The organism is Arthrobacter sp. 05T45 (genome assembly GCF_056395875.1).
The window spans coordinates 27,889-49,043 of record NZ_JBFTKI010000017.1; the positions used below are offsets into that span (position 1 = coordinate 27,889).

General features: G+C 65.7%; 20 protein-coding genes. 10 read left to right on the forward strand and 10 right to left on the reverse strand.

The window, feature by feature from the left end:
• Positions 1-396: 396 nt before the first annotated feature.
• On the forward strand, positions 397-1,086 hold the full coding sequence (locus AC1DGD_RS15295) for an HAD family hydrolase (RefSeq protein WP_476857363.1): 690 nt from the start codon (positions 397-399) through the stop codon (positions 1,084-1,086).
• A gap of 118 nt (positions 1,087-1,204) precedes the next feature.
• Here AC1DGD_RS15295 and ppsA read toward each other — a convergent pair whose 3' ends face one another.
• Complete coding sequence (ppsA, locus tag AC1DGD_RS15300; protein WP_476857364.1) at positions 1,205-3,622, reverse strand: phosphoenolpyruvate synthase; 2,418 nt, start codon at positions 3,620-3,622, stop codon at positions 1,205-1,207.
• A gap of 151 nt (positions 3,623-3,773) precedes the next feature.
• Positions 3,774-4,592: a pyruvate, water dikinase regulatory protein gene (locus AC1DGD_RS15305; RefSeq protein WP_476857365.1), complete on the reverse strand. Its 819-nt coding sequence runs from the start codon at positions 4,590-4,592 to the stop codon at positions 3,774-3,776.
• Positions 4,593-4,715: 123 nt separating this feature from the next.
• Here AC1DGD_RS15305 and AC1DGD_RS15310 point away from each other — a divergent pair, with 123 nt between their 5' ends.
• A complete protein-coding gene (locus AC1DGD_RS15310; RefSeq protein WP_476857366.1) occupies positions 4,716-5,054 on the forward strand; it encodes a hypothetical protein in 339 nt (112 codons plus the stop codon).
• A gap of 30 nt (positions 5,055-5,084) precedes the next feature.
• Here AC1DGD_RS15310 and AC1DGD_RS15315 read toward each other — a convergent pair whose 3' ends face one another.
• On the reverse strand, positions 5,085-5,408 hold the full coding sequence (locus AC1DGD_RS15315; RefSeq protein ID WP_476857367.1) for a hypothetical protein: 324 nt from the start codon (positions 5,406-5,408) through the stop codon (positions 5,085-5,087).
• A 12-nt stretch (positions 5,409-5,420) separates the two neighbouring features.
• Positions 5,421-6,884 (reverse strand): protein adenylyltransferase SelO, encoded by a 1,464-nt coding sequence (locus AC1DGD_RS15320; protein ID WP_476857368.1) that lies wholly within the window; start codon positions 6,882-6,884, stop codon positions 5,421-5,423.
• A gap of 104 nt (positions 6,885-6,988) precedes the next feature.
• Between AC1DGD_RS15320 and AC1DGD_RS15325 the strand changes: the two genes are divergently transcribed.
• On the forward strand, positions 6,989-7,573 hold the full coding sequence (locus AC1DGD_RS15325) for an HhH-GPD-type base excision DNA repair protein (protein WP_476857369.1): 585 nt from the start codon (positions 6,989-6,991) through the stop codon (positions 7,571-7,573).
• Positions 7,574-7,588: 15 nt separating this feature from the next.
• Here AC1DGD_RS15325 and AC1DGD_RS15330 read toward each other — a convergent pair whose 3' ends face one another.
• Positions 7,589-8,632: a Gfo/Idh/MocA family protein gene (locus AC1DGD_RS15330; RefSeq protein ID WP_476857370.1), complete on the reverse strand. Its 1,044-nt coding sequence runs from the start codon at positions 8,630-8,632 to the stop codon at positions 7,589-7,591.
• Positions 8,633-8,988: 356 nt separating this feature from the next.
• Between AC1DGD_RS15330 and AC1DGD_RS15335 the strand changes: the two genes are divergently transcribed.
• The 3 genes from AC1DGD_RS15335 (at position 8,989) to AC1DGD_RS15345 (ending at position 12,185) form a co-directional block, all read left to right on the forward strand.
• Positions 8,989-10,437, forward strand: a complete 1,449-nt coding sequence (locus AC1DGD_RS15335) for a sugar porter family MFS transporter (RefSeq protein WP_476857371.1) — start codon at positions 8,989-8,991, stop codon at positions 10,435-10,437.
• Positions 10,438-10,488: 51 nt separating this feature from the next.
• Positions 10,489-11,628 carry a LacI family DNA-binding transcriptional regulator gene (locus AC1DGD_RS15340; RefSeq protein WP_476857372.1) on the forward strand — a complete coding sequence of 380 codons (1,140 nt, stop codon included), beginning with the start codon at positions 10,489-10,491 and terminating at the stop codon, positions 11,626-11,628.
• A 95-nt stretch (positions 11,629-11,723) separates the two neighbouring features.
• The gene (locus AC1DGD_RS15345; RefSeq protein WP_476857373.1) at positions 11,724-12,185 is read left to right on the forward strand and encodes a hypothetical protein; all 462 of its coding nucleotides are present in this window, start codon (positions 11,724-11,726) and stop codon (positions 12,183-12,185) included.
• Positions 12,186-12,217: 32 nt separating this feature from the next.
• Here AC1DGD_RS15345 and AC1DGD_RS15350 read toward each other — a convergent pair whose 3' ends face one another.
• Entirely contained in the window at positions 12,218-12,610 is a 393-nt protein-coding gene (locus AC1DGD_RS15350; protein ID WP_476857374.1) for a VOC family protein, read from the reverse strand.
• A gap of 48 nt (positions 12,611-12,658) precedes the next feature.
• On the opposite strand from AC1DGD_RS15350, the gene ligD reads away from it, so the two are divergent.
• Positions 12,659-13,903, forward strand: a complete 1,245-nt coding sequence (gene ligD / locus AC1DGD_RS15355) for a non-homologous end-joining DNA ligase (RefSeq protein ID WP_476851147.1) — start codon at positions 12,659-12,661, stop codon at positions 13,901-13,903.
• Between the two features lie 43 nt (positions 13,904-13,946).
• Here the strand turns inward: ligD and AC1DGD_RS15360 are convergent, their stop codons facing one another.
• A complete protein-coding gene (locus AC1DGD_RS15360) occupies positions 13,947-14,366 on the reverse strand; it encodes a nuclear transport factor 2 family protein (RefSeq protein WP_476857375.1) in 420 nt (139 codons plus the stop codon).
• Positions 14,367-14,901: 535 nt separating this feature from the next.
• On the opposite strand from AC1DGD_RS15360, the gene AC1DGD_RS15365 reads away from it, so the two are divergent.
• From AC1DGD_RS15365 to AC1DGD_RS15375, 3 genes are all read left to right on the forward strand, one after another.
• Positions 14,902-15,714, forward strand: a complete 813-nt coding sequence (locus AC1DGD_RS15365) for an MBL fold metallo-hydrolase (RefSeq protein WP_476857376.1) — start codon at positions 14,902-14,904, stop codon at positions 15,712-15,714.
• Between the two features lie 150 nt (positions 15,715-15,864).
• Complete coding sequence (locus AC1DGD_RS15370; protein WP_476857377.1) at positions 15,865-16,890, forward strand: NADPH:quinone reductase; 1,026 nt, start codon at positions 15,865-15,867, stop codon at positions 16,888-16,890.
• Between the two features lie 62 nt (positions 16,891-16,952).
• The gene (locus tag AC1DGD_RS15375; RefSeq protein ID WP_476857378.1) at positions 16,953-17,495 is read left to right on the forward strand and encodes a TOPRIM nucleotidyl transferase/hydrolase domain-containing protein; all 543 of its coding nucleotides are present in this window, start codon (positions 16,953-16,955) and stop codon (positions 17,493-17,495) included.
• A gap of 53 nt (positions 17,496-17,548) precedes the next feature.
• On the opposite strand, the gene AC1DGD_RS15380 is transcribed toward AC1DGD_RS15375, so the two are convergent.
• Genes AC1DGD_RS15380 through AC1DGD_RS15390 form a run of 3 tightly spaced genes read right to left on the reverse strand, consistent with a single transcriptional unit; the run spans position 17,549 to position 21,154 of the window.
• Entirely contained in the window at positions 17,549-19,066 is a 1,518-nt protein-coding gene (locus AC1DGD_RS15380) for an aldehyde dehydrogenase family protein (protein WP_476857379.1), read from the reverse strand.
• Positions 19,063-19,800 (reverse strand): HD domain-containing protein, encoded by a 738-nt coding sequence (locus AC1DGD_RS15385; RefSeq protein ID WP_476851153.1) that lies wholly within the window; start codon positions 19,798-19,800, stop codon positions 19,063-19,065. Before AC1DGD_RS15385 ends, AC1DGD_RS15380 begins: the two co-directional genes overlap by 4 nt.
• 40 nt (positions 19,801-19,840) lie before the next feature.
• Complete coding sequence (locus AC1DGD_RS15390; RefSeq protein WP_476857380.1) at positions 19,841-21,154, reverse strand: NAD(P)/FAD-dependent oxidoreductase; 1,314 nt, start codon at positions 21,152-21,154, stop codon at positions 19,841-19,843.
• Position 21,155: the final 1 nt, after the last annotated feature.

Below are 21,155 nucleotides of genomic sequence, written 5' to 3' on the forward strand. Positions count from 1 at the left end.
ACTTTTTGCCCTTCTCTGACCGGACCGCAGTGCCGCTGTTCAACAGCCTGGCGCGCAAGTACCCGGCCTGGGGCCTCGCCGGGATCGAGGCAGGCGCATGGTCTAAATGTCGTTAGCCGCTCCCCGACGGCGACGACCGCTGCATGCACGCCGCCACGAAAATTCCCCTGCATTAAGTAGTCTTACTATGCAAGCTTCCAGCAGAGTCGAGGAGGTTAAAGTGGCCGGACATTTGGAGTTGGAGCACTCGCTGCAGAGTGGTGGCGGCGTTCTGATCGTGGACGCTGAGAAGTCTTTGACAGGTACTTCGGACGCCGGTCTGGAAAGATCCGTTATGGGCCGAGCCGTTGCCTGGTCAGGCACATGCGGCCGCCCTCAACCAAAGGTGGGGTAGCAATGGTGCCAGGTTCAAAATCCGAAAAGAAACGCGGGGTCCTTTTCGACGTCGACGGGACCTTGATTGACTCCAGCTATTTCCATGCCCTTGCCTGGTGGCAGGCGTTCCGGCGGGAGGGGCTGGACATCCAGATCTCGGCTATCCACCGCTGCGTCGGCATGGGCGGCGACAAGCTCATCGAACACTTGGTCCCCGGGTGCACCACGGACATGCAGGAAGACCTCAAATCCGCGCACGGCGCCGTGTTCTCCACGTTTTGGCCTTCCCTGCGCCCCTTCGACTCTGCCCGGGACCTCCTGGCCGCATGCTCCGGCGCCGGGCTGGCCGTGGGTTTGGCATCATCAGCGCAGGAGCGCGACCTGGACGTCGCCCGGCGCCTCCTGGACGCCGGCACGTCCATCGATGCGTGGACCAGTTCCAACGACGCCGACGAGAGCAAGCCCGCTCCCGACATTCTGCTGGCGTGCCTGGACAAGCTTGAGCTCAGCCCGGCGGACGTCGTGTTTGTCGGCGACGCCGTCTGGGACGTGTTGGCCGCAGCGGCAATCGGAGTTCCCGCCATTGCCCTGACCTGTGGCGGAATCAGCGAAGCCGAGCTGCGGGAGGCCGGTGCCGCCGAGGTTTACGACAATCCGCGGCACCTGTTGGAGAACCTTGGAAGCAGCGCGATTGGAAAGCTGAGCGCCTGAAGCCTTCCGCCCAGGCGGCTTCCAAAGCCTGAACGGCCGCCCAAGCAGCACGGTCTGGAATTCTCAGTCCGTGCTGCCCGGCGGGTGTCCGGCCTGTCTTACTTGGACGCCGCGGCTGTCAGTTCGCCCCGGCCCCGACGCCTGCCTCGACGGCCGGGCCGCCTGTGGCGCCCGCAAGGCGCAGCCAGGTGTCCACCACGGTGTCGGGGTTCAAGGAGACCGAATCGATGCCTTCCTCGACCAGCCACTCGGCGAAGTCCGCGTGGTCGCTCGGACCCTGGCCGCAGATGCCGACATATTTGCCGCGCGCCTTGCAGGCCGCGATGGCCATGCTCAGGAGCTTTTTGACGGCCGGATCGCGTTCATCGAAGCCGCCGGAGACAATCGCGGAGTCCCGGTCCAGGCCCAGGGCCAGCTGGGTCATGTCGTTGGAGCCGATGGAGAACCCGTCAAAGTAGTCCAGGAACTCATCGGCAAGCAGCGCGTTGGATGGGATCTCGCACATCATGATCACCTCGAGGCCGTTCTCGCCGCGGGTGAGGCCGTTCTCCCCCAGCAGTTCGATAACGCCGCGGGCCTCGTCCAGGGTCCGTACGAACGGGATCATCAGCTTGACGTTGGTCAGGCCCATCTCGTTGCGGACAAAGGACAGGGCCTCACACTCGAGGTCGAAGCAGTCCCGGAAGGACGGCTCGAGGTAGCGTGAGGCGCCGCGGAAGCCGATCATCGGGTTCTCTTCGTGCGGCTCGTAGGCGGGCCCGCCGATCAGGTTGGCGTACTCGTTGGACTTGAAGTCGGACATGCGCACAATCACGGGTTCCGGCGCGAACGCCGCCGCGATGGTGGACACGCCCTCGGCCAGGCGCTTGATGTAGTAGTCGCGCGGGCTCTCGTACGCGGCGATGCGCTCACGGATTTCCGTGGCGACGTCCGCCGGCTGCTCGTCGAGGTTCAGCAGTGCCTTGGGGTGGATGCCGATCTGGCGGTTGATGATGAATTCGAGCCGGGCCAGGCCCACTCCGTGGTTGGGCAGTTGCGCGAACGTGAAAGCCTGCTCCGGGGTGCCGACGTTCATCATGACCTTGACGGGGGCCTGGGGCAGTTGGGTGATCTCGGTTTCCTCGACGCTGAAGTCCAGGAGCCCTTCGTAGATCACGCCGGTTTCACCGTCGGCGCAGGACACGGTCACGTCGAGGCCGTCGGAGAGGGCATCGGTGGCGTCCCCGGTGCCGACGACGGCGGGAATCCCCAGTTCCCGGGCAATGATGGCCGCGTGGCACGTGCGCCCGCCGCGGTTGGTCACGATGGCGGAGGCACGCTTCATGATCGGTTCCCAGTCCGGGTCGGTCATGTCGGCGACGAGGACGTCACCGGTTTTGAAGGCGGCCATCTGGTCGATCGCGGTGAGGATGCGGACGCTGCCCGCGCCGATGCGCTGGCCAATGGCGCGGCCCTCGACCAGCACCCGGCCGGTCCCGTTGAGCCGGAACCGGCTCAGGCTGCCGGAGGCGCGGCGGGACTGCACGGTCTCCGGGCGCGCCTGCAGGATGTACAGGCCGCCGTCGATCCCGTCCTTGCCCCATTCGATGTCCATGGGGCGGCCATAGTGGTTCTCGATGGCGACGGCGTGCCGGGCGAGCTGCTCGACGTCGTCGTCAGTGAGGCTGAAGCGGTTCCGCAGGGACGCCTCGACCGGTACGAAGTCGATGGTGCGGCCGATTTCGCGGCTGCTCGTGTAGGTCATCTGCAGGGCCTTCTCGCCCAGTCCGCGCTTGAGGATTGCGGGCCGGCCGGCCTGCAGCGCGGGCTTGTAGACGTAGAACTCGTCGGGGTTGACGGCGCCCTGGACGACAGCCTCGCCGAGGCCGTAGGAGGACGTGACGAACACGGCGTCCTGGAACCCGGACTCTGTGTCCATGGTGAACATGACGCCGGAGGCGCCGACGTCGGAGCGCACCATGCGCTGGATGCCGGCCGAGAGCGCCACCTCGGCGTGCTCGAACTTGTGGTGCACCCGGTAGGCGATCGCCCGGTCGTTGTAGAGGGACGCGAACACGTCCTTGATGGCGAGCAGGATGTTCTCGATGCCGCGGACGTTCAGGAAGGTTTCCTGCTGCCCGGCGAAGGAGGCATCGGGGAGGTCTTCCGCCGTGGCGCTGGAACGGACGGCCCAGGACAGGTCCTCAGAGCCGCCGTGCTTGTCCACCAGCTGCTGGTAGGAGTTCCGGATCTGCGCTTCGAAGTCAGGCAGGAAGGGCGTCTCGCGCATGAGGGCCCGGATCTCCTGCCCGGCGGCTGCCAGGGCGGTGACGTCATCGGTGTCCAGGCCGACCAGCCGGTCGGCGATCTTCTGGTCGAGGCCCGAATCCGCCAGGAAGTTGCGGTAGGCATCCGCGGTGGTGGCGAAGCCGTCGGGAACCTGGACGCCGGCGGAGGTCAGGTTCTGCACCATCTCACCGAGGGAGGCGTTCTTCCCGCCCACGCGGTCCAGGTCCTTGAGTCCGAGTTCTGAGAACCACAGGATGTCTGTCGTCATAGTTACTGCTCCTTTGCAGATGATGGCATGCAAGTGCGCCGCCCCGCTTGCGGCGATGGCCGGTTGATGGGCGCAAGTCCTGTCCACAGTGACAGGTCTCCAGCGCACTTTCCACATGACGTGCGCCACACCAAGTTTGTGAAACTTTTCCCTAATGCTTGAGGTTCATCCGCTGCAGGATGGTTGCCGCCATTTCCTCGACGGACACCGTGGCCGAATTCAGGTACGGAATCCTATGGGAGACGTACAGCTGCTCGGCGCTGCGCAGCTCGAAGCCGCACTGCCGCAGCGACGCGTAGGGTGAGCCCCGGCGCCGTTCGGTGCGGATCTGGCTCAGGCGCAGGGGGTTGGAGGAGAGCCCGAAACACTTCTCAACGAAAGGCCTCAGCGGCTTGGGGAGCCCTTCCCGTTCAAAGTCTTCGTCCACCAGCGGGAAGTTGGCGGCGAAAATGCCGTGCTGCAGGGCCAAGTACATGGTGGTGGGCGTTTTTCCGCAGCGGGACGGCGCCACCAGGATGACTTGGGCCTTTTCGAGCGCCCGCAGGCTTTGGCCGTCGTCGTGTTCCATGGCGTATTCGACGGCGGCCATCCGGGATTGATACCGCTCCGCATTGCCCAGGCCATGGGCCCTGCCGGGTTCGCCGCTGGCCGGCGAACCGAGGGCCTGCTCCAGCTGTCCGACATGAGTCCCGATGAGATCCACGATGATCCCCTGGCACGTACCCAGGACCTGGCGGATATCGCTGCTTACCGCGGTGGAAAAGACGATCGGCTGCAGGCCCGAGGCGGCCAGTTTGTCGATAGTGCCGACCACCGTCCTGGCCTGTTCGACCGTGGTGATGAAGGGGACCGTGATGCGGTCAAAGTGGTTCGCGGGGAACTGCGTCAGCAAAGTGTTGCCGAGCGTTTCCGCGGTGATGCCGGTGCTGTCCGAAAGGAAGTAGACAGGCCGGAGATCGTCATTGGTCATGAACGCATTCTCCCCCACGCCGGGACCGGTCCGGTATCGGGCAGCCGGCGGGTCCCTACCCCGTCTCCGGTCCCGGACGTAGACTGCTCGCTTACAACGCCACCAGCTATCCGGGAGATCGACATGAACTATGCAGGGACCGGGAACGAGAAGGCCGTCACGGCAAGTGACCTTAACCGGACACATGTCGGACTGACCGTGAGCTTCCAGCCGGACGAATTTACCGTGGTCTTCGGCCGGATTGGCGCCATTGCGCGCAAAGAGGGTGGTGTGACCATCGCGCTGGCAGGGGTGGACGGTGCGGGTGGCCTGGCGTCCCATTACAGCCTGCCTCCCGCCCAACAGGTCTACGTCCAGCCGGACATGCTCACCAATACGGAGACGACCATCAAGGATTTGTTCGGCAAGGTGCAGGAGAATCTGCGGAGCCACAAGGGAGATCAGCGGCCGGACACCGTGTAGGGCTCACTGATCCCTGACACGGTCACAGTGCTACGTGTTGAGGTCCCAGTGGACACGGATCGCTTCGGCAACCGGTCCGGCGGTGACATCAACCCGGAAAGCAACGGGCGCGGTCCCAGTCTCTTCGATGACAGCGTCATGGTAAACGCGGCCGCAGGAGGAGCACAGGGTGTAGAGATCCTCGTCCTCAGGCCAGGTAGCCAGCCCCGCGGGCACGGGAACGTTTCCGCCAATGTGAACGGGCATGCCCTGTGAGTTGGCCTGAATCAATCCCTCGCTGCTGACGGTATTGCCGCAAACGCAGGTGATGGTGGTGACGTCATGATCGATGACCTCGGCGAATTCGATATCCATGATCAGCTCCCCTCAGGTTCCGCAGAAGGTCCGGTACGGGCCAAAGCTTTCCGGGGCGGCAGCTGCGTAGCGCTCGAGGCCGGACCGCTCGTCGAAAGGCGAGGCGACTGCGTCCAGCAGCCGTGCCAGCGGATCCAGGTTTCCGACGGTAGCGGCCGCCAGGGCCTCCTCCACCAGGTGGTTCCGCGGGATGTAGATGGGGTTGACCCGGTCCATGGCGTCAGCATCCGGCGCCAAGGCACGCCATCGCCCCACCCAGGCATCGAAAGCTGCCGTGTCCTGGACCTGGCCCCGCGCGGCTTCGGCACGGCCGCGGGCGGCTTTGCCGAGGTGCCGGAAAAACGAGGTGTAGTCGGCCCGTGACTCCTGCATTAAAGCCACAAGTTCGTCCACGAGAGGCGAGGCCAAGTCGTCGTCGAGCCCGTCACGGAACCCCAGCTTGGCCTTCATGCCTGCCGACCAGGCGTCACTGTACTGCCGGCGGAACTCGCCGAGTGCTCCCACCGCGAGCTCGACCGCCTGCTCCTCGTCGTCGTTGAGCAGGGGCAGAAGCGACTCCGCGAGCCGGGCAAGATTCCACTCCGCCACCACCGGCTGGTTGCGGTAGGCGTAGCGCCCGCTCTCGTCGATCGAACTGTAGACAGCGGCCGGGTCGAAGCCTTCCATGAAGGCACACGGCCCGTAGTCGATCGTTTCGCCCGAAATCGTCATGTTGTCGGTGTTCATGACCCCGTGAACGAATCCGACGAGCATCCACTGGGCCACCAGCGAAGCCTGGGCGGATATGACCCCTTGGAAGAGTGCGAGATATCGGTTTCCGGCGTCCGCGGCGGCGGGGTGGTGACGGGTCAGGGCGTAGTCGGCGAGGCGGCGAAGGAGGCCGATGTCGCCCGTGGACCGGGCGTACTGGAAGCTGCCCACGCGCAGGTGGCTGCTGGCTATCCGGGTCAGAATGGCGCCGGGCAGGAGCGTCTCGCGCTGCACCGAACGTCCCGTCGCGACGACGGCGAGGGAACGGGTCGTGGGGATGTGCAGGGCGTGCATCGACTCGCTCACGATGTATTCGCGCAGCATGGGCCCGACCACCGCCTGGCCGTCCCCGTTGCGGGCAAACGGCGTGCGTCCCGATCCCTTGAGGTGGACGTCGCGGAGCTGCCCGTCCGCGTGCCCGATCTCGCCCAGCAGGAGTGCGCGCCCGTCGCCGAGGCGGGGCGCGTACCAGCCAAACTGGTGGCCGGCGTAGGCCTGCGCCACCGGACTGGCATGGGCGGGGACGGCGTTGCCGGTCAACAGACGCAGACCCTCCGGACTCCGGAGGAAGGCCGGATCGAGGCCCAGCTCAGCGCCGAGGTGCTCGTTGAGCACCAAGAGGTGCGGCTCGGGCGCCTCCTCCGCGCGCCAGGGAATGGCCATCTCCTGGAACTCCCGGGCGAAGCGGCCATCAAATGTGACGGTTGAATGCGCTGTGCCACTCATCTTTCAAGGATACCGGCCACAGCGTCAGCAATGCCGCTGGTCGCGGCGGAGCAGATTCGGGCCGGCGCCATGACGTGGCGCGGAGCTGGTGGCAGGATGGGCGCATGGAACTGCACATCACGGGCGACGCCGCCGCCGACCAACTGCTCAGCAATGACGCGTTCGCACTCCTCGTTGGCATGCTGCTTGACCAGCAGGTGACCATGGAGTCTGCGTTTGCCGGACCCGAAAAGATCCGGACGCGCATCGGGTCCATGACCCCTGCCGCAATCGCCGAATACGACCCTGCCGGCTTCGTTGAGATCTTCAAGGAGCGTCCATCCATCCACCGCTTCCCCAGCTCCATGGCCGGCCGCGTCCAGGACCTCGCTGCGACCGTCCAAGGCGATTGGAATGGGGACGCAACTGCCATCTGGAACCAGGACGACCCGGACGGTGAGGAAGTGCTGCGCAGGTTGAAGGGCTTGCCCGGCTTCGGAGAGCAAAAGGCCAGGATCTTCCTTGCACTGCTAGGCAAGCAGTGCGGCCTGCAGGCGCCAGGCTGGCGTGAGGCCGCCGGCCCCTATGGCCAGGAGAGCGCATTTCTTTCTGTCGCCGACATCGTGGACCCCGAGTCGCTGAAAAGAGTGCGCGCCAGCAAGCAGGCCGCCAAGGCCGCCATCAAAGCCGCGAAGGCATCCGAGCGCTGATACGGAGGTCCGGGATCAGAGGCTTCCAACGGCTTCGCCGGGGAACACGATTCCGAGCTGGTTCCTGATGGCGTCGGCGACGGCCATGGTCCGGATGGATTCGGCGAGCGGCCGCTGGGGAACCTCCAGCCGCCCTGCCGCAATGGCGCGGGCGACGGCGGCAGCCTCGAAGTGCAGGCCCTCGAAGTGTGCTCCGGCCGGCTCCTCATAGGCCAGCCGGGTACCGTCCGGGAAGCGGACGCTGAACTTGCCTGGCATGTTGAAGGGCCCGTCAATTGACAGCGAAGCCTCGGTGCCCACAATGGTGGCGGACGTCGGCGTGAAATTGTGCAATTGGGTGTTCATCATGGCCTGGCGTCCGCCGGCAAAGGACATGACGGCCGAAAGCTGGGCATTGACTCCGGATTCGTGCGGTTCACCGAGCGCCAGGAGGCGGTCCGGTTCGCCCAGGACGGACGTGATGAGCGAAAGCGGATAGGTCCCCAGGTCCAGCAGTGGCCCGCCCGCCAGAGCCGCGTCGAAGATCCGGTGGCTGCGGTCAAAGTGCTCACCGTATTCGGCGAAGACCGTAGTAAGGTCCCCGAGCATTCCGGAGTCGAGCACTTGCCGGATGACGTCGAACTTGGGCAGGAAAAATGTCCACATGGCTTCGGCGGCGAACAGGCCGGCGGCGGCGGCCCGGCTGGCGATGCCGGCCGCCTGCGCACGGTTGATGCCTATCGGCTTTTCGACCAGAACGTGCTTGCCGGCGTCGAGCGCCATGAGGGCGGCCTCGTAGTGGAAGTTGTGCGGCGTGGCCACGTAGACGATGTCGACGTCGGCGGCCGCCAGCTCCTCATAGCTGCCGAAGGCAGCGGGGATGCCGTGCCGTCCAGCAAAGGCTTCGGAACGGTCCAGCGAGCGGGACCCGATTGCGGCGATAATCTGCGAGGTGTGCGCCTGGACGGATTCCGTAAAGCGCTCCGCAATCCAGCCGGGACCCATGATCCCCCAGCGGAGTGGTGGTGCGGCTCGGGAATCCGGGACCCGGGACACCGGGAGTGAAGAGTTCCCGGTCATATGCCGGCCTCCCTTGTGTTGACATCGATTCGCATGAGACGCATAACCCCTTCCCTGAATTTGTCCTGACATAGTAACAAACCGCTTCATCCGGGAAAAGCCCCTGAAGAGGTAGCCGCTCCACCGCGGCGCCAGACACTCGGCCTCCGGCTCCCTTCCCGCCGCCCCGCCCGCGGACTTGTCCCTGACCGTGCGCCTCCAGGATGCCCGTCGATACTTTGAGCGCATGTCAAGACAAACTCTTGACTGTCTCGTTAGAGCGCTCTAACGTTGAAGGTGCGTGATCCAGCACCCTCCCGGGAACGCTCCCAATTCAAAGTCCGCCCTCCAGGTCGGCCGAATCGAGGAAGTCAACAATGTCGTTGCACACAGCAAGCTCGCCCGCATCGGGCTCAAAACACCGCGGGTATCTCGCCCGTCTCACTGTCATCTCCACACTCGGCGGACTCCTGTTCGGCTACGACACCGGCGTGATCTCCGGTGCGTTGCTCTACATGCAGGACTCCCTGAGCATGAGCCCGGTCGAAGAGGCCACCGTCGTCAGCGCACTGCTCTTTCCTGGTGCCGCGGTGGGCGCACTGAGCGGCGGCAGGCTCGCCGATAAGCTTGGGCGGCGCGGCACGCTGCTCGTCTGTGCGCTGCTCTTCCTCCTCGGCGCGATAGGCTGCGCCATCGCACCGACCGTCGGGTTCATGGTCGTTGCCCGCGTCATCCTCGGTCTTGGCGTCGGCGCCGCCGCCGTAACGTGCCCCCTCTACCTTGCGGAAATGGCGCCTGCACACCTGCGCGGACGCATGGTCACCATCAACGAACTGATGATCGTGACCGGCCAGATGCTCGCTTTTGCCATCAACGCACTCCTCGACGCCGTCATCCACGACGCCGAAGTCTGGCGCATCATGCTTGGCATTGCCTCCATCCCCGCCATCGCACTCCTGATCGGCATGCTCGCCCTGCCCGAATCGCCGCGCTGGTTCGCTATCCGCGACAGGCTCGACGACAGCCGCCGCATCCTCAACCTCAGCCGCAGCCCTGAGGAAGCCGATTTCGAGTACAAAGAAATCGTTGAGTCCGCGAATACCGCCCGGAACGAGCGCTCCAGCGCCTGGCGCGATCTGAAGAACAATCCATGGATGCGCCGGCTCCTCTGGGTCGGCATTGGGCTCGCCGCAGCCCAGCAGGCAACGGGCATCAATACCGTGAACTACTACGCCCCCACCATCCTTGAACGCAGCGGCCTTGGCGTGAGCGCATCGCTCGTGGCAACCATCGCCGTCGGTGTGACGTCGGTGTTGATGACCGTCCTGGGCATCTGGCTACTGGGCTTCGTCGGGCGCCGCCGCATGCTGGTCATCGGCTTCTCCGGGGTCGTGGCTTCGCAGGCACTCCTCGCCGTCGTCTTCACGCTCCCCCAATCGGACCTCGTCAGTTACACCATCTTGGCGGCGATGATGCTGTTCGTGGCCTTCGTGCAGTGCTTCATCGGCACGTGCGTGTGGCTATTGCTCTCCGAGATTTTCCCGTTGGCCATCCGTGGCTTCGCGATGGGCATTGCGGTGTTCGCCCTCTGGACCGTGAACGCGGCGATCTCCTTCCTGTTCCCGATCCTCGTCGTGGCCCTGGGCTCAACCGGCACGTTCACCCTGTTCGTGCTGGTGAACATTGTTTCCCTGATCTTCGTGGCGAACTTCGTGCCGGAGACAAAGGGACAGTCGCTGGAAGAGCTGGAGGTGCATTTCCGCACCGGAGGCATACCAATCATCGTGCCTCCCACGGTACCGGGCGAGAAGGCGGTGTCTCTCTGAGAATCGAACGTCCGCAGCCTTTGCCGCCGAGGCCTCCCCCACGGGACAGACATGCGGCCGGCATCAGGCAGCAGTGGAACCGGTGCGGTTGCCCATGGGGCGGAGGCCGGAACCGCTGTGTTTCCCGCGATACGCTTGCCGGCAGGAGGCCATTTGTCCAGGAGCGAACTGAACCGGCATGGAGCGGCCAAACGCGCCACCATTGAGGATGTGGCGCGCGAAGCCGGCGTATCTCGCGCACTCGTATCCCTGGTCCTGAGGGGTTCACCAAAGGTGAGTGAACAAAAGAGGGAAGCTGTTGCCATCGCCATAGCCGCACTCGACTACCGGCCCAGCAATGCGGCCCGCTCGCTCGCCAGCGGGCGGACGCAAACAGTAGGAGTGCTGCTGGACGACCTCTCCAATCCCTGGTTCGTGGAGCTGCTCGACGGCATGCAGAACATCTTCCGGGAGCAGAACCTCCGGATGGTCCTCGGCGATCCACGCTATTTGGCCCGCCCAGGGGAAAGCCCGGTGTCCGCCTTCATGGAATTGCGCGTCGACGGCCTAGTCATCGCCGGAGACTTCAACGCCGATGAAGACCTCACCCGCGCCACACTGCTCACGCCAGCCGTCGTCGCCGGCACCCGCGCCTTCGACCTCCCGGCAGCGGACCGCGTCACCAACGACGACGCCGCCGGCGCCCGGATGGCCGTCGAGCACCTGATTGGTCTCGGCCACAGCGACATTGCCTTCCTCACCGCTCCCACCGGCTCTGCTACCGTGCGGGCCGACGCCTACCGGGACACCATGACCCGCCACGGCTTGCAGAACTACATCCGAGTGATACCAACGGACTTGAGCGAGCATTCCGGCTTTGAGGCAATGAGCCGCCTTATCGACGGCGGCCAGCCCCCCTCAGCGGTCTTTGCCGCCAACGACATCCTCGCCGTCGGTGCGCTCTCGGCCGCCGACGAGCGCGGCATCAGCGTGCCGGGACAACTCTCACTGGTCGGATACGACAACACCTATCTCGCCGGGATCCGCCACGTCTCCCTGACCACCGTCGACCCCGTCAGCCGGGACGTAGGCATCCGCGTCGCGGAGCTTCTCCTCGCCCGCATCGCCGACCCCTCCCCGCAGCCACGTACCGAAGTGCTGGCCCCGCGCCTCGTCGTTCGAAGCACCACCGCTCCCGCCGCCCACACCTGACACTCTTGGCCACCCAAGGCGGGCGGCCGGCGGCCGCTGCCCTCTGTCGTGGTGCAGTGGCCCTGACTAGACTTGAATTGCGCCGGATTAGACGCATGGATTCGTCTCTGGAGGGCAGGATCATGACAGACCGCAGCGACTCCGAATTGCCCGCGGACCAGGCGCCCGCGGACGTGAAACCAGAAGATAAGGAGCTCCGGGGCCGGTACGTCGAAGGAGCGTACGGTAAGGCTGGCGTGCAGAGAGGCCGGCACGCCGAGGACGAGGAAGGCCAATACGTCCAAGGTGACTACGGTGCGGCCGGCAGGGAGGGCGGCCTGCCCGAACCCTTGGGAGACCGAGCCAAGGAATCCGGGCGCTACGTAGCAGCCGACTACGGCGGCGCTGGCACGGCTCCGGGACGCACGGCCGGGTCGGAAATCGGCCAGTATACCGAAGGTGACTACGGCGCGGAAGGTACTGTAGATCCGCTGCGCAAGGCCGGAACAGGTACGCCTGGCGAAAAGCCGCCGGCCACGGACAAGCCCTTCGACACCGGCACCCAGGAGGGCACTTAAAGCGCCTGCCCGGGTGGGCAAGCAAGGACGTATCACGAGGCGATTCCGGGCTGGTAGGTGCCGGCGCTCCATTCCTGTCCTTGGGGATCGAGCACCCGGCAGCGCCGGGCGCCCCATTGGGTGGCTTCGGGCTCGATCACTGAGGTTCCGCCCGCGGCGAGGGCCTTCTGATGAAAGGCGTCGACGTCGTCGACCAGGAGATACAGTCCCTGGCCGGTTGACTGACCAATAAATGGCGGCCGCTGGTAGGCGGCATCGCTACTTGCCACCATTAGCACCGCCTCCCCCATGGAAATCTCGGCGTGCAGCACTGTCCCTGCGGGGCCGTCCTGCCGCTGAATAACGCCAAATCCCACGGCCTGGAGCCAGTCCAGGGCTGCGGATGCGTCACTGTAGCTGAGATAGGCGAATAACTTGGCGTCCATGCCGGAATGCTATTCCCAAGCGCAGCCGTCCGGAACTAGCGTGGCGGAATGAACTCGTCGAAGACCCCCGCCGAGATCCTCAACATTGCCGGCAACGAGGTTCGCATCTCGAGTCCGGACAAGGTGGTGTTCCCCGAACCCGGGCTGACCAAGCTCGACCTGGTCCGCTACTACCTCGCCGTCGCCGACGGTGCACTGCGGGGCGCAGGCGGCCGGCCCATGGTACTCAAGCGCTTCCCGAAGGGGATCGGCGCTGAGCCGTTCTTTCAGAAGCGCGTGCCTGAAAACCACCCCGACTTTATCGACACGGCAACGCTGCACTACGCGTCCGGAACATCAGCCGAAGAGGCCGTCATCCGGGATGCTGCGGGCTTGGCGTGGGTCGTGAATCTTGGATGCCTGGACCTCAACCCGCACCCCGTGCGTGCCGAGGACCTCGAGCACCCGGACGAGCTCCGGGTCGACCTCGACCCGATGCCGGGGGTCGACTGGGCGCAGATCGTCGACGTCGCCTATGTCGCGCGGGAGGTGCTCGACGACGTCGGACTGGTGGGGTGGCCGAAGACGAGCGGTTCGCGGGGACTTCACATCCTCGTGCGCATCGCGCCTCAGTGGTCGTACCGCGACGTGCGGCTCGCCGCCGAGACCCTCGCCCGCGAGGTCGAGAACCGCGCTCCGGGCCTCGCCACCGCACGGTGGTGGAAGGAGGAGCGCGGCGAGAGTGTGTTCGTCGACTTCAACCAGAACGCCAAGGACCGCACCGTGGCATCGGCGTACTCGATCCGGCCCCTGCCCGACGCCCGGGTCTCGACTCCGCTCACGTGGGACGAGGTTACCTCCACCCGGCCGGAACAATTCACGGTGCCCACGGTGCTTGAGCGCTTCGCGGCGATGGGCGACCCCCACGCCGGGATCGACGACGCGGCAGGGACACTCGACAGGCTCATCAGTCTGGCTGCCGGGCTCGGCCCCGCCGAAAAGCCGCCGCGCGGCGGCGACGGTCTGGGCCGCCGGCAATCGGTAATGCCGCTCATCGAGGTGGCACGGACCAAGACCAAGCCCGAGGCGCTCGCGGCGCTCGAGGAATGGAAGACCCGGCATACGGACCTCTTATCAGCCCTGCACCCCGCAGACGTACTCGTCGACGGAATGCGGGGATCGAGTTCGCTCTGGTACCGGGTCCGGGTGAACCTGCAGCACGTCCCGGAAAAGGAGCGTCCGCCGCAGGAGGAACTCATCGCCGACTACGACCCCTGGGCCGGCAAAGAGTGGCCGGGGCGCCCTGGATCCTGACCGCCGGATCCTGACCACCGGATCCTGACGCCACGGGACGGGCTCAGGCGTCCTGAGGCTTGTCCGGCTGCGCCAGGGTGTCTGCGTGGCGATGGGCGACCTTCCATTCGCCACCCTCGCGCCGGTAGACCTGGGTCACGCGCAGTGTGTAGTCCCTCGGCTCTCCGTTTACCGAGGTGCTCGTATGCTCGTAGCCAACGGTGTAGGCCATGTCCCCGATCACGTCGGCAGCAATCACCTCGTGCGTGTATGACGTGCAATCCGAGAAGGATGCTTCCAGCTGATGGAAGATGCGCCCCACGTCCTCGGGACCGCTGCCGGACGTCCACGCGCCGAGCACGGTAACGGGCTCTCTTCGGGACCAGATGGCGAACCGCGGCGCGGCGTCGCCGTTATGCAGGGCGGTCTCGGCGTCCTTGAGACGCGACCCAACCCAGGCCATGAAGTCATCCCGCTCACTCACGTCGGACCTCCAAAGGGCTCACTGTCCGTCAACGGCAGGATAGGTCCATCGCCGTCCAGGCCGTCCCGGCCCCGCCATCCTAAGCGTGCCTCGTGGTGGCTGCAAGGGTGGGGGGTTACCTCTGCCCCAGGCAGCTGCGGGCTAGAGGCCTCGCCTCGATTCCAAGCTTTCCGCAAGGGGGTTCAGGCAAGATTCGGTCCGAGGTATGCCAATTGATTGCGGGGTGGTTGTTATGGATGAGAAGCCGAGGCCGAAACTCTCGGCCCTATTTTGGGTGGTTTCCGTTGCCGTTCTGGGAGCACTTGGGGCATTGGGCTGGTATGCGGTGAACGTCATGGCCGCCCTGTTGTCCCCGTCGGTGCGTTGAAGTCGGTGCGTTGAATACGCCTCGACGCTGCTGACACCCAATTCGACGCACACTCGGATTGCGGGATCCATTTGCGGCCGGTTGATAGCGGCATCCGCTTCCCGACGACGTCGGGCACGCCTACGGTGGACAAGAGGAGCAGGACACAAGGCCTTGAAGGGACCCACCATGCTGATCTGCGCAACTTGCGCCGTGGAACACGACGAACCTGCCCCGGGGGTTTGCCCGATCTGCGCCGATGAGCGGCAGTATGTGCCCGAGGACGGACAAAAGTGGCTCACACTGGACGGGCTGGCGCAGGAGGGCCAGCAAACGGTGTTGACGGAGAACGAGCCGGGCCTTGTCGGGATCCGGACAGAGCCAAAAGTCGGGATCGGCCAGACCGCCCAGCTTGTGGCGACACACGAGGGTTCGCTGTTGTGGGATCCGGTCGGGTATGTCGACGACAGCGCTGCGAAGGCAGTGCTCGAGCGGGGCCCGGTCCTGGCGATCGCCGCCAGCCATCCACACATGTTCGGTGTGCAGGTCGAATGGTCGCATCGGCTCGGCGGTGTCCCCGTACTTGTGGCCGATGCAGACCGGCGATGGCTGGGGCGCAATGATCCGCTCATTAAATACTGGTCCGGCAGTCAACCTATCGCCGAAGGGTTGACCCTGCACCAGACCGGGGGCCATTTCCCGGGCAGCGCGGTGGTGCACTGGGCTGCAGGAGCCGGCGGCAAAGGAGTTTTGCTGACCGGTGACAGCGTGTATCCGAATCCAGACCGTCGCTCCATCGCCTTCATGCGCAGCTACCCTAACCACGTGCCGCTATCCGGCGCGGTGGCGGAGCGAATCGCCGCGCAGCTGGGAGAGCTCAACTTCGACCGGATCTACGGCAACTTCAACAATGTCATCGCGTCCGGCGCCAAGGCCATTCTGCACAATTCCGCCCAACGGCACGCTGCTTGGGCGCGCGGCGACTTCGACCATTTGACCTGATCCGTCCAGTTCCCCTTTTGCGTTAGCGTGGGATCAAGCGCCGCAGTAGACGTCAGAGGTATCCGAGCCATCATGGCGACCAGGAGAACCCCAGGTTCTCACGGCGCTCTCATCCCTTCCCCCTATGGAATCCGAAGAAGCGGAGTAACAGTGAAGGCCATCGTGTACGAAAAGACAGGGCCATCGTCCGTGATGGCCCTCCAGGACAGGCCACTGCCGGCACCCGGACCGGGCCAGGTCAGAGTCCGGGTGGTGGTCTCCGGGGTCAATCCCACCGACTGGAAGTCCCGGGCCGCCGCCGGGACCGGCAGCAGGCTGGAGGCACCAAAAGTGCCCAACCAGGATGGTGCCGGCGTTATCGACGAGCTTGGATCCGGCGTGCCGGGGCTGTCCGTCGGCGATCGTGTTTGGCTCTGGGACGTCGCCTGGGGCGGCACCGAGGGCACAGCCCAGGAGTACGTGGTGGTGCCGGCCGCGCAGGCCGTTGCCCTTCCAGACATGGAGTCTTTCGACACGGGCGCATCCCTGGGGATCCCGGCACTGACGGCACATCGTGCACTGACCTCCAGCCAGGACGGCCCGGCCAGGCTTTCGCCGGGCGCCCTGGAAGGGCGGGTGGTGCTGGTCACCGGTGGCGCGGGTGCGGTCGGGCACGCGGCCATTCAGCTCGCCCGCTGGGCCGGGGCAACCGTCATCGCGACCGTGAGCGGGGAGCGGAAAGGTGAACTTGCCCGCCGGGCCGGCGCGCACAGTGTGATCAACTATCGCACTGCCGCCGTCCCACAGGCCGTGCACGAGGCAGCCCCTGGAGGCGTTGACAAGATCGTCGACGTCAATGCTCCGGCGAACATCGGCAATGACCTCAAGGTGGTGAAGCCGGGCGGAACCATTTCCATTTATGCTGCCAACCCCGGCGAATCCTTGGCCATTCCCATTCGCGAGAGCATGGGCAAGAACGTCCAATTCCAGTTCATCCTCACGTACACCGTGACGGAGCAGCAGAAGGCGGCGGCCGTTGCCGCCGTCGCCGATGCGCTGAAAGCGGGGGCATTGCGGGTCGGCAATGAACACGGACTGCCCCTCACCCGCTTTCGGCTCGAGGAAACCGCGGCAGCGCACGACGCCGTAGAACAAGGCTTCGTCGGGAAGGTCCTGGTCGACGTGTCCGCGGCCTGACCACCTTCTGCGTGTCCGGCGAGGAGCCTGCGACCAGACAATGCGTTCGGCATACTGGTTCCATGCAGGCGACGACGGTGTTGGTCGAAGGTGAGAGTGACCGGCTTGCGGTTGAGGCGCTGGCCTTCCGCCGTGGCCATGACCTGGCAGCCTTGCGGGTGTCGGTCGTGCCGATGGGAGGCGCGACCAGCATCGTTCACTTCCTCGACCGCTACGGACCGAATGGCGCAGGCCACCGGTTGTTGGGCCTGTGTGATGCAGGGGAATCCCGTGGCATCGCCCGCGCGCTCGGCCGGGCAGGTATCGGGTCCGGTTCGCTGGCCGAGCTTGGGTTCCACGTCTGTCACGCCGATCTGGAGGACGAACTCATCCGCTGCCTGGGGATCGATGCCGTGCTCAAAGTCATCGCCGCTCAAGGCGAGCTCGCGTCGTTCCGGCTCCTCCAACGCCAGCCGTCACTGCGGGAGCGGCCAATAACGGCGCAGTTGCGCCGGTTCTTCGGCGGACGCAGCGGCAACAAGGTCCGATACGCGCCGCTGCTGGTCGACGCTTTGCCGGCCGGACAGGCGCCTCCGCCGCTCGCCCACCTCGTTGCATCATTTTGATCCTGCCGCCCAAAGGATCGAATGCCTTCACCGTGTCACGGGCATCCCGCTATCTACGTGCGGCGGTGGATGGACTTGTAGCTCAGGTACGCGTTCAGGCCTTCAATCCCGTACTCGGTGCCAAGGCCGGAATCGTGCCGGCCGCCAAAGGGGGCTGCATGGTTGGATGCGAAGAAGTTGATGCCCACGGAGCCCGTGTCCATCCGGTCGGCCGCGTTCAGAGCGGCCGCCGCGTCCTGCCCGAACACCAGACCGCCGAGCCCGAACTCGGTGTTGTTAGCCAGCGCCACGGCCTCGTCAACACGGCCATCGGCGTCGTCGTATTTTAGGATGCACAGGACCGGGCCGAAGATCTCCTCACGGGAGATCCGCATCTCCGGAGTGACGTCGGCGAAGACTGTGGGCTGCACGAAATAGCCGCCCTCAAGGCCACCGCCTAACGACGCCGCTCGCCCCCCGGTGGTGACCCGCGCGCCGTCGGCCACGCCCGACTCCACGTACTCCAGCACGGTCCGGTACTGGGACTTCGTTGCGCAAGGGCCGAACACAGTGTCCGCCTCGAGCGGATCACCCTGCTTTCCGGCCGCAATCGTGGCCGTGACCATCTCCACCACTTCGTCATAACGGCTCGCAGGCGCCAGGATCCGGGTCGAGATGTAGCAGGTCTGGCCGGTGTTGCGCATCGACGACCGGATCAGCACCTTGGACATCGCGTCCAGATCCGCATCAGGGAGCACAATGGCGCTGGACTTCCCGCCCAGTTCCAGCGTGACCGGACGCAGCAGTTCCCCGCAGGCCGCGGCAATTTTCCGGCCCACCGGCGTCGATCCCGTGAACGCCACCTTATCGACGCCCGGGTGCTTCACCAGCTGATCCCCCATCCGGCCGGAGCCGGTTACCAGGTTGACCACGCCCGCCGGAACCCCGGCCGCGGCGACGGTCTCGACAATCACCCGGATGGACAGCGGCGTGGGCGACGCCGGCTTGATCACCACGGTGCAGCCTGCCAGCAGAGCCGGCGCCAGTTTGATGACCACCAGGTTGATGGGGAAGTTCCACGGCGCGATCAGCGCGCAGACTCCCAGCGGGTCGCGCCGCACTACTGACTCGCCGCCGCCGCGCGGGAAGGGGCGGACATCCTCATGCTCAAGGTACTCGGCGAGGGTGGCGAAGTACCGGAAGATACCGGCCGCGTTGGCTGCCGCCCCGGCGGATTCGGACACCGGTGAGCCGTTTTCCCGCGAGTTCGTCAGGGCAAGCTCCTGAGCCCGATTCTCCACCTCCTCAGCGATCCGGAGAAGGTAGCTGGCGCGCTCAGACGGGGTAAGCCGGGGCCACTCGCCCTGAAAGGCACGCTGGGCAGAGCCGACGGCGGCGTCCAGGTCTTCCGGCGTTCCGTCCGGCACCGAGCCCCACACTTCGCCCGTAGCGGGGTCGGTCACCGGGTTGCGGCCGGTGCCCCGCGAAGGCTGCCACGCGCCGTCGACAAAGATCGTATCCACATGCGTATGCGGCAGGGACAGCTCCGTCCGGGCTACCAGGGCAGGAGCATCATGCGTGGCGGAGGTCATCGGATCACCGCCGTCTTAAGAAGGGCGTTGGATCGGTTTAGGTCCGCGGCGGCCATATCGTGGGCGGCCTGGGTGATGAGTTCGGGCACGATCTCGGTGGCCAGCCTGTCGGTGTACGTGGCCGGGTCCATGGCGAACCACGAGGAGGCGAGGGCGATCCCGGCGCGGTCGAAGCGCCATAGCCTGTCGGCATCGCGCATCAGGGCGTCTTCCAGGGACCGGGCCACCGGCCGGGTGTCGTGGCCGTCGATGATCTCGCAGACGCGCTCAATGAATTCGGTGGAGTATCCCAGGGCGGGGAGAACCCGGCGGGCCACGTCGCAGCCCTGCTGCTCGTGTTCGTAGCGGATGGCAGCCTTCCGCCAGTCACCGGTGAAGCCCTCGGATATGATGCGGGATTCATCAACGTGGGCCCAGCCAGTGTCGTGCAGCACGGTGGCCACGCGCACCAGTTCAGCGTCGGCGCCGGGATAGGCCCGGCACAGCCGTTCGGCGTAGGCCAAGGAAATCGGCAAGTGGATGTCGTTTCCGCGCGTCCGCGTCTCATGGACCACGGCCCTCCACAGCGCGTCGAGTTCCTGAACGGCAGCCGGGGTATTGCAGATCGCGGTGGTGTCTACCGGACCAGCCGCGGGAACAGGCCGGACGCTGTACTCCGCGGCAAAGGCCTGGGCCGGCACGTCCACCGGTTCAGCGGCGGGGCTGGCTGCGACCGGAGTCTTGGGGGTGCTCATAATGCTCCTTCGGGTGGGCCGGCGTACTGTCTGAGTGCAGTTAGCTGTCCGTGGTGATGGTCTTGAGTTGCGTGGCGGGGTCCGCCGCGGCGTCGGCAGGGATGTTCTGGCCCTTTGCCAGTGCGTTCTTGACGGCCATGAAGTCCAGCGGGGCGTTGACGCAGTCCGCGGCGATGACCTGGCCCTGGCGGTAGTACAGGACGCTGAACTGTCCGCGGTCCTCGTCCCGCCGGAGTACCGTCTGGTCGTAGCCGTTGCACAGTCCGGCGATCTGCAACTTGAGGTCCGCCTGATTGGACCAGAACCACGGGATCCCGGCGTATTCCTCGCGCCGCCCGGTCAGCGAGTAGGCGGCCACCTTCGCGTGTTCGATGGCGTTATTGACGCTTTCCAGCCGGATCCGCTCCCCCGGCTCCGACCCTGGCACCGGGTTGGGCATGTTGGCGCAGTCGCCGATCGCCACCGTTGTGCCGTCCGAGGCCAGCGCGAAGCGGTCCACCACAATCCCGTTGTCCACCGTCAGCCCGAGCTGTTCGGCCAGCTGTGTGTTGGGAATGACGCCGATCCCCACGAGCACAATCTGCGCGGAGAGCTCTGTGCCGTCCTGGAGTTCGACGCCGGCGACCGCGCTACCGCCCTCGCTGGCTGTGAAGCGCTTGGCGCTGGTGTTGAGCCGGATGTCCAGGCCGCGGGAACGGTGCGCCTGCAGGAAGTACCCGGCCGTCTCATCTCCCACGGCCCGGCCGACGAGCCTCGGACCGAATTCCAGAACCGTGACGTTCTTGCCCATCTTCCGCAGGCTGGACGCGGCCTCCAGTCCGATGAATCCGCCGCCGATCACCACCACATCCGTGGCACCCCCCACCCGCGCCTTGAGTGCCAGCGCGTCGTCGGCGTTGCGGAGGTACAGCACGCCGTCGAGGTTCCCGCCCTCAATCTCCAGCTTGCGGGCCCGGGCGCCGACCGTGAGCGCCAGCCGCTTGAAAGGGAACTGTTTTCCGGCGGAAGAATGCGCGACCCCGGAGCCGTCGGATTCCTTGTCGATCCGGACGATGTATTCGCCCTTGACCAGGGCCACGTTGTGTCCGGCCCAGTAATCGTTGGAGCGGAAGATCAGTGATTCGCTCTCTACCGTGCCCTGCAGGAACTCCTTGGACAGGGCCGGGCGCTGGTAGGGTCGGTGGTCCTCGTCGCCGAGCAGGGTGATGTGTTCGTCGAAGCCGAGTGCCCGCAGCGATACAGCAAGCTGGACCCCGGACTGGCTGGCGCCGATGATCAGGAGCCCCGTGCGCGTTGGAGTGTTTTGCTCCGCGACGAGGGCGTCAGTTGCCTGCTCCACTGCTTCCGCGCCCACG

Coding starts and splice junctions, on each gene's coding strand:
- AC1DGD_RS15295 (WP_476857363.1), top strand. CDS start 397: ATGGTGCCAGGTTCAAAATCCGAAAAGAAACGCGGGGTCCTTTTCGAC.
- ppsA (WP_476857364.1), bottom strand. CDS start 3,622: ATGACGACAGACATCCTGTGGTTCTCAGAACTCGGACTCAAGGACCTG.
- AC1DGD_RS15305 (WP_476857365.1), bottom strand. CDS start 4,592: ATGACCAATGACGATCTCCGGCCTGTCTACTTCCTTTCGGACAGCACC.
- AC1DGD_RS15310 (WP_476857366.1), top strand. CDS start 4,716: ATGAACTATGCAGGGACCGGGAACGAGAAGGCCGTCACGGCAAGTGAC.
- AC1DGD_RS15315 (WP_476857367.1), bottom strand. CDS start 5,408: ATGGATATCGAATTCGCCGAGGTCATCGATCATGACGTCACCACCATC.
- AC1DGD_RS15320 (WP_476857368.1), bottom strand. CDS start 6,884: ATGAGTGGCACAGCGCATTCAACCGTCACATTTGATGGCCGCTTCGCC.
- AC1DGD_RS15325 (WP_476857369.1), top strand. CDS start 6,989: ATGGAACTGCACATCACGGGCGACGCCGCCGCCGACCAACTGCTCAGC.
- AC1DGD_RS15330 (WP_476857370.1), bottom strand. CDS start 8,632: ATGACCGGGAACTCTTCACTCCCGGTGTCCCGGGTCCCGGATTCCCGA.
- AC1DGD_RS15335 (WP_476857371.1), top strand. CDS start 8,989: ATGTCGTTGCACACAGCAAGCTCGCCCGCATCGGGCTCAAAACACCGC.
- AC1DGD_RS15340 (WP_476857372.1), top strand. CDS start 10,489: ATGCGGCCGGCATCAGGCAGCAGTGGAACCGGTGCGGTTGCCCATGGG.
- AC1DGD_RS15345 (WP_476857373.1), top strand. CDS start 11,724: ATGGATTCGTCTCTGGAGGGCAGGATCATGACAGACCGCAGCGACTCC.
- AC1DGD_RS15350 (WP_476857374.1), bottom strand. CDS start 12,610: ATGGACGCCAAGTTATTCGCCTATCTCAGCTACAGTGACGCATCCGCA.
- ligD (WP_476851147.1), top strand. CDS start 12,659: ATGAACTCGTCGAAGACCCCCGCCGAGATCCTCAACATTGCCGGCAAC.
- AC1DGD_RS15365 (WP_476857376.1), top strand. CDS start 14,902: ATGCTGATCTGCGCAACTTGCGCCGTGGAACACGACGAACCTGCCCCG.
- AC1DGD_RS15375 (WP_476857378.1), top strand. CDS start 16,953: ATGCAGGCGACGACGGTGTTGGTCGAAGGTGAGAGTGACCGGCTTGCG.
- AC1DGD_RS15380 (WP_476857379.1), bottom strand. CDS start 19,066: ATGACCTCCGCCACGCATGATGCTCCTGCCCTGGTAGCCCGGACGGAG.
- AC1DGD_RS15385 (WP_476851153.1), bottom strand. CDS start 19,800: ATGAGCACCCCCAAGACTCCGGTCGCAGCCAGCCCCGCCGCTGAACCG.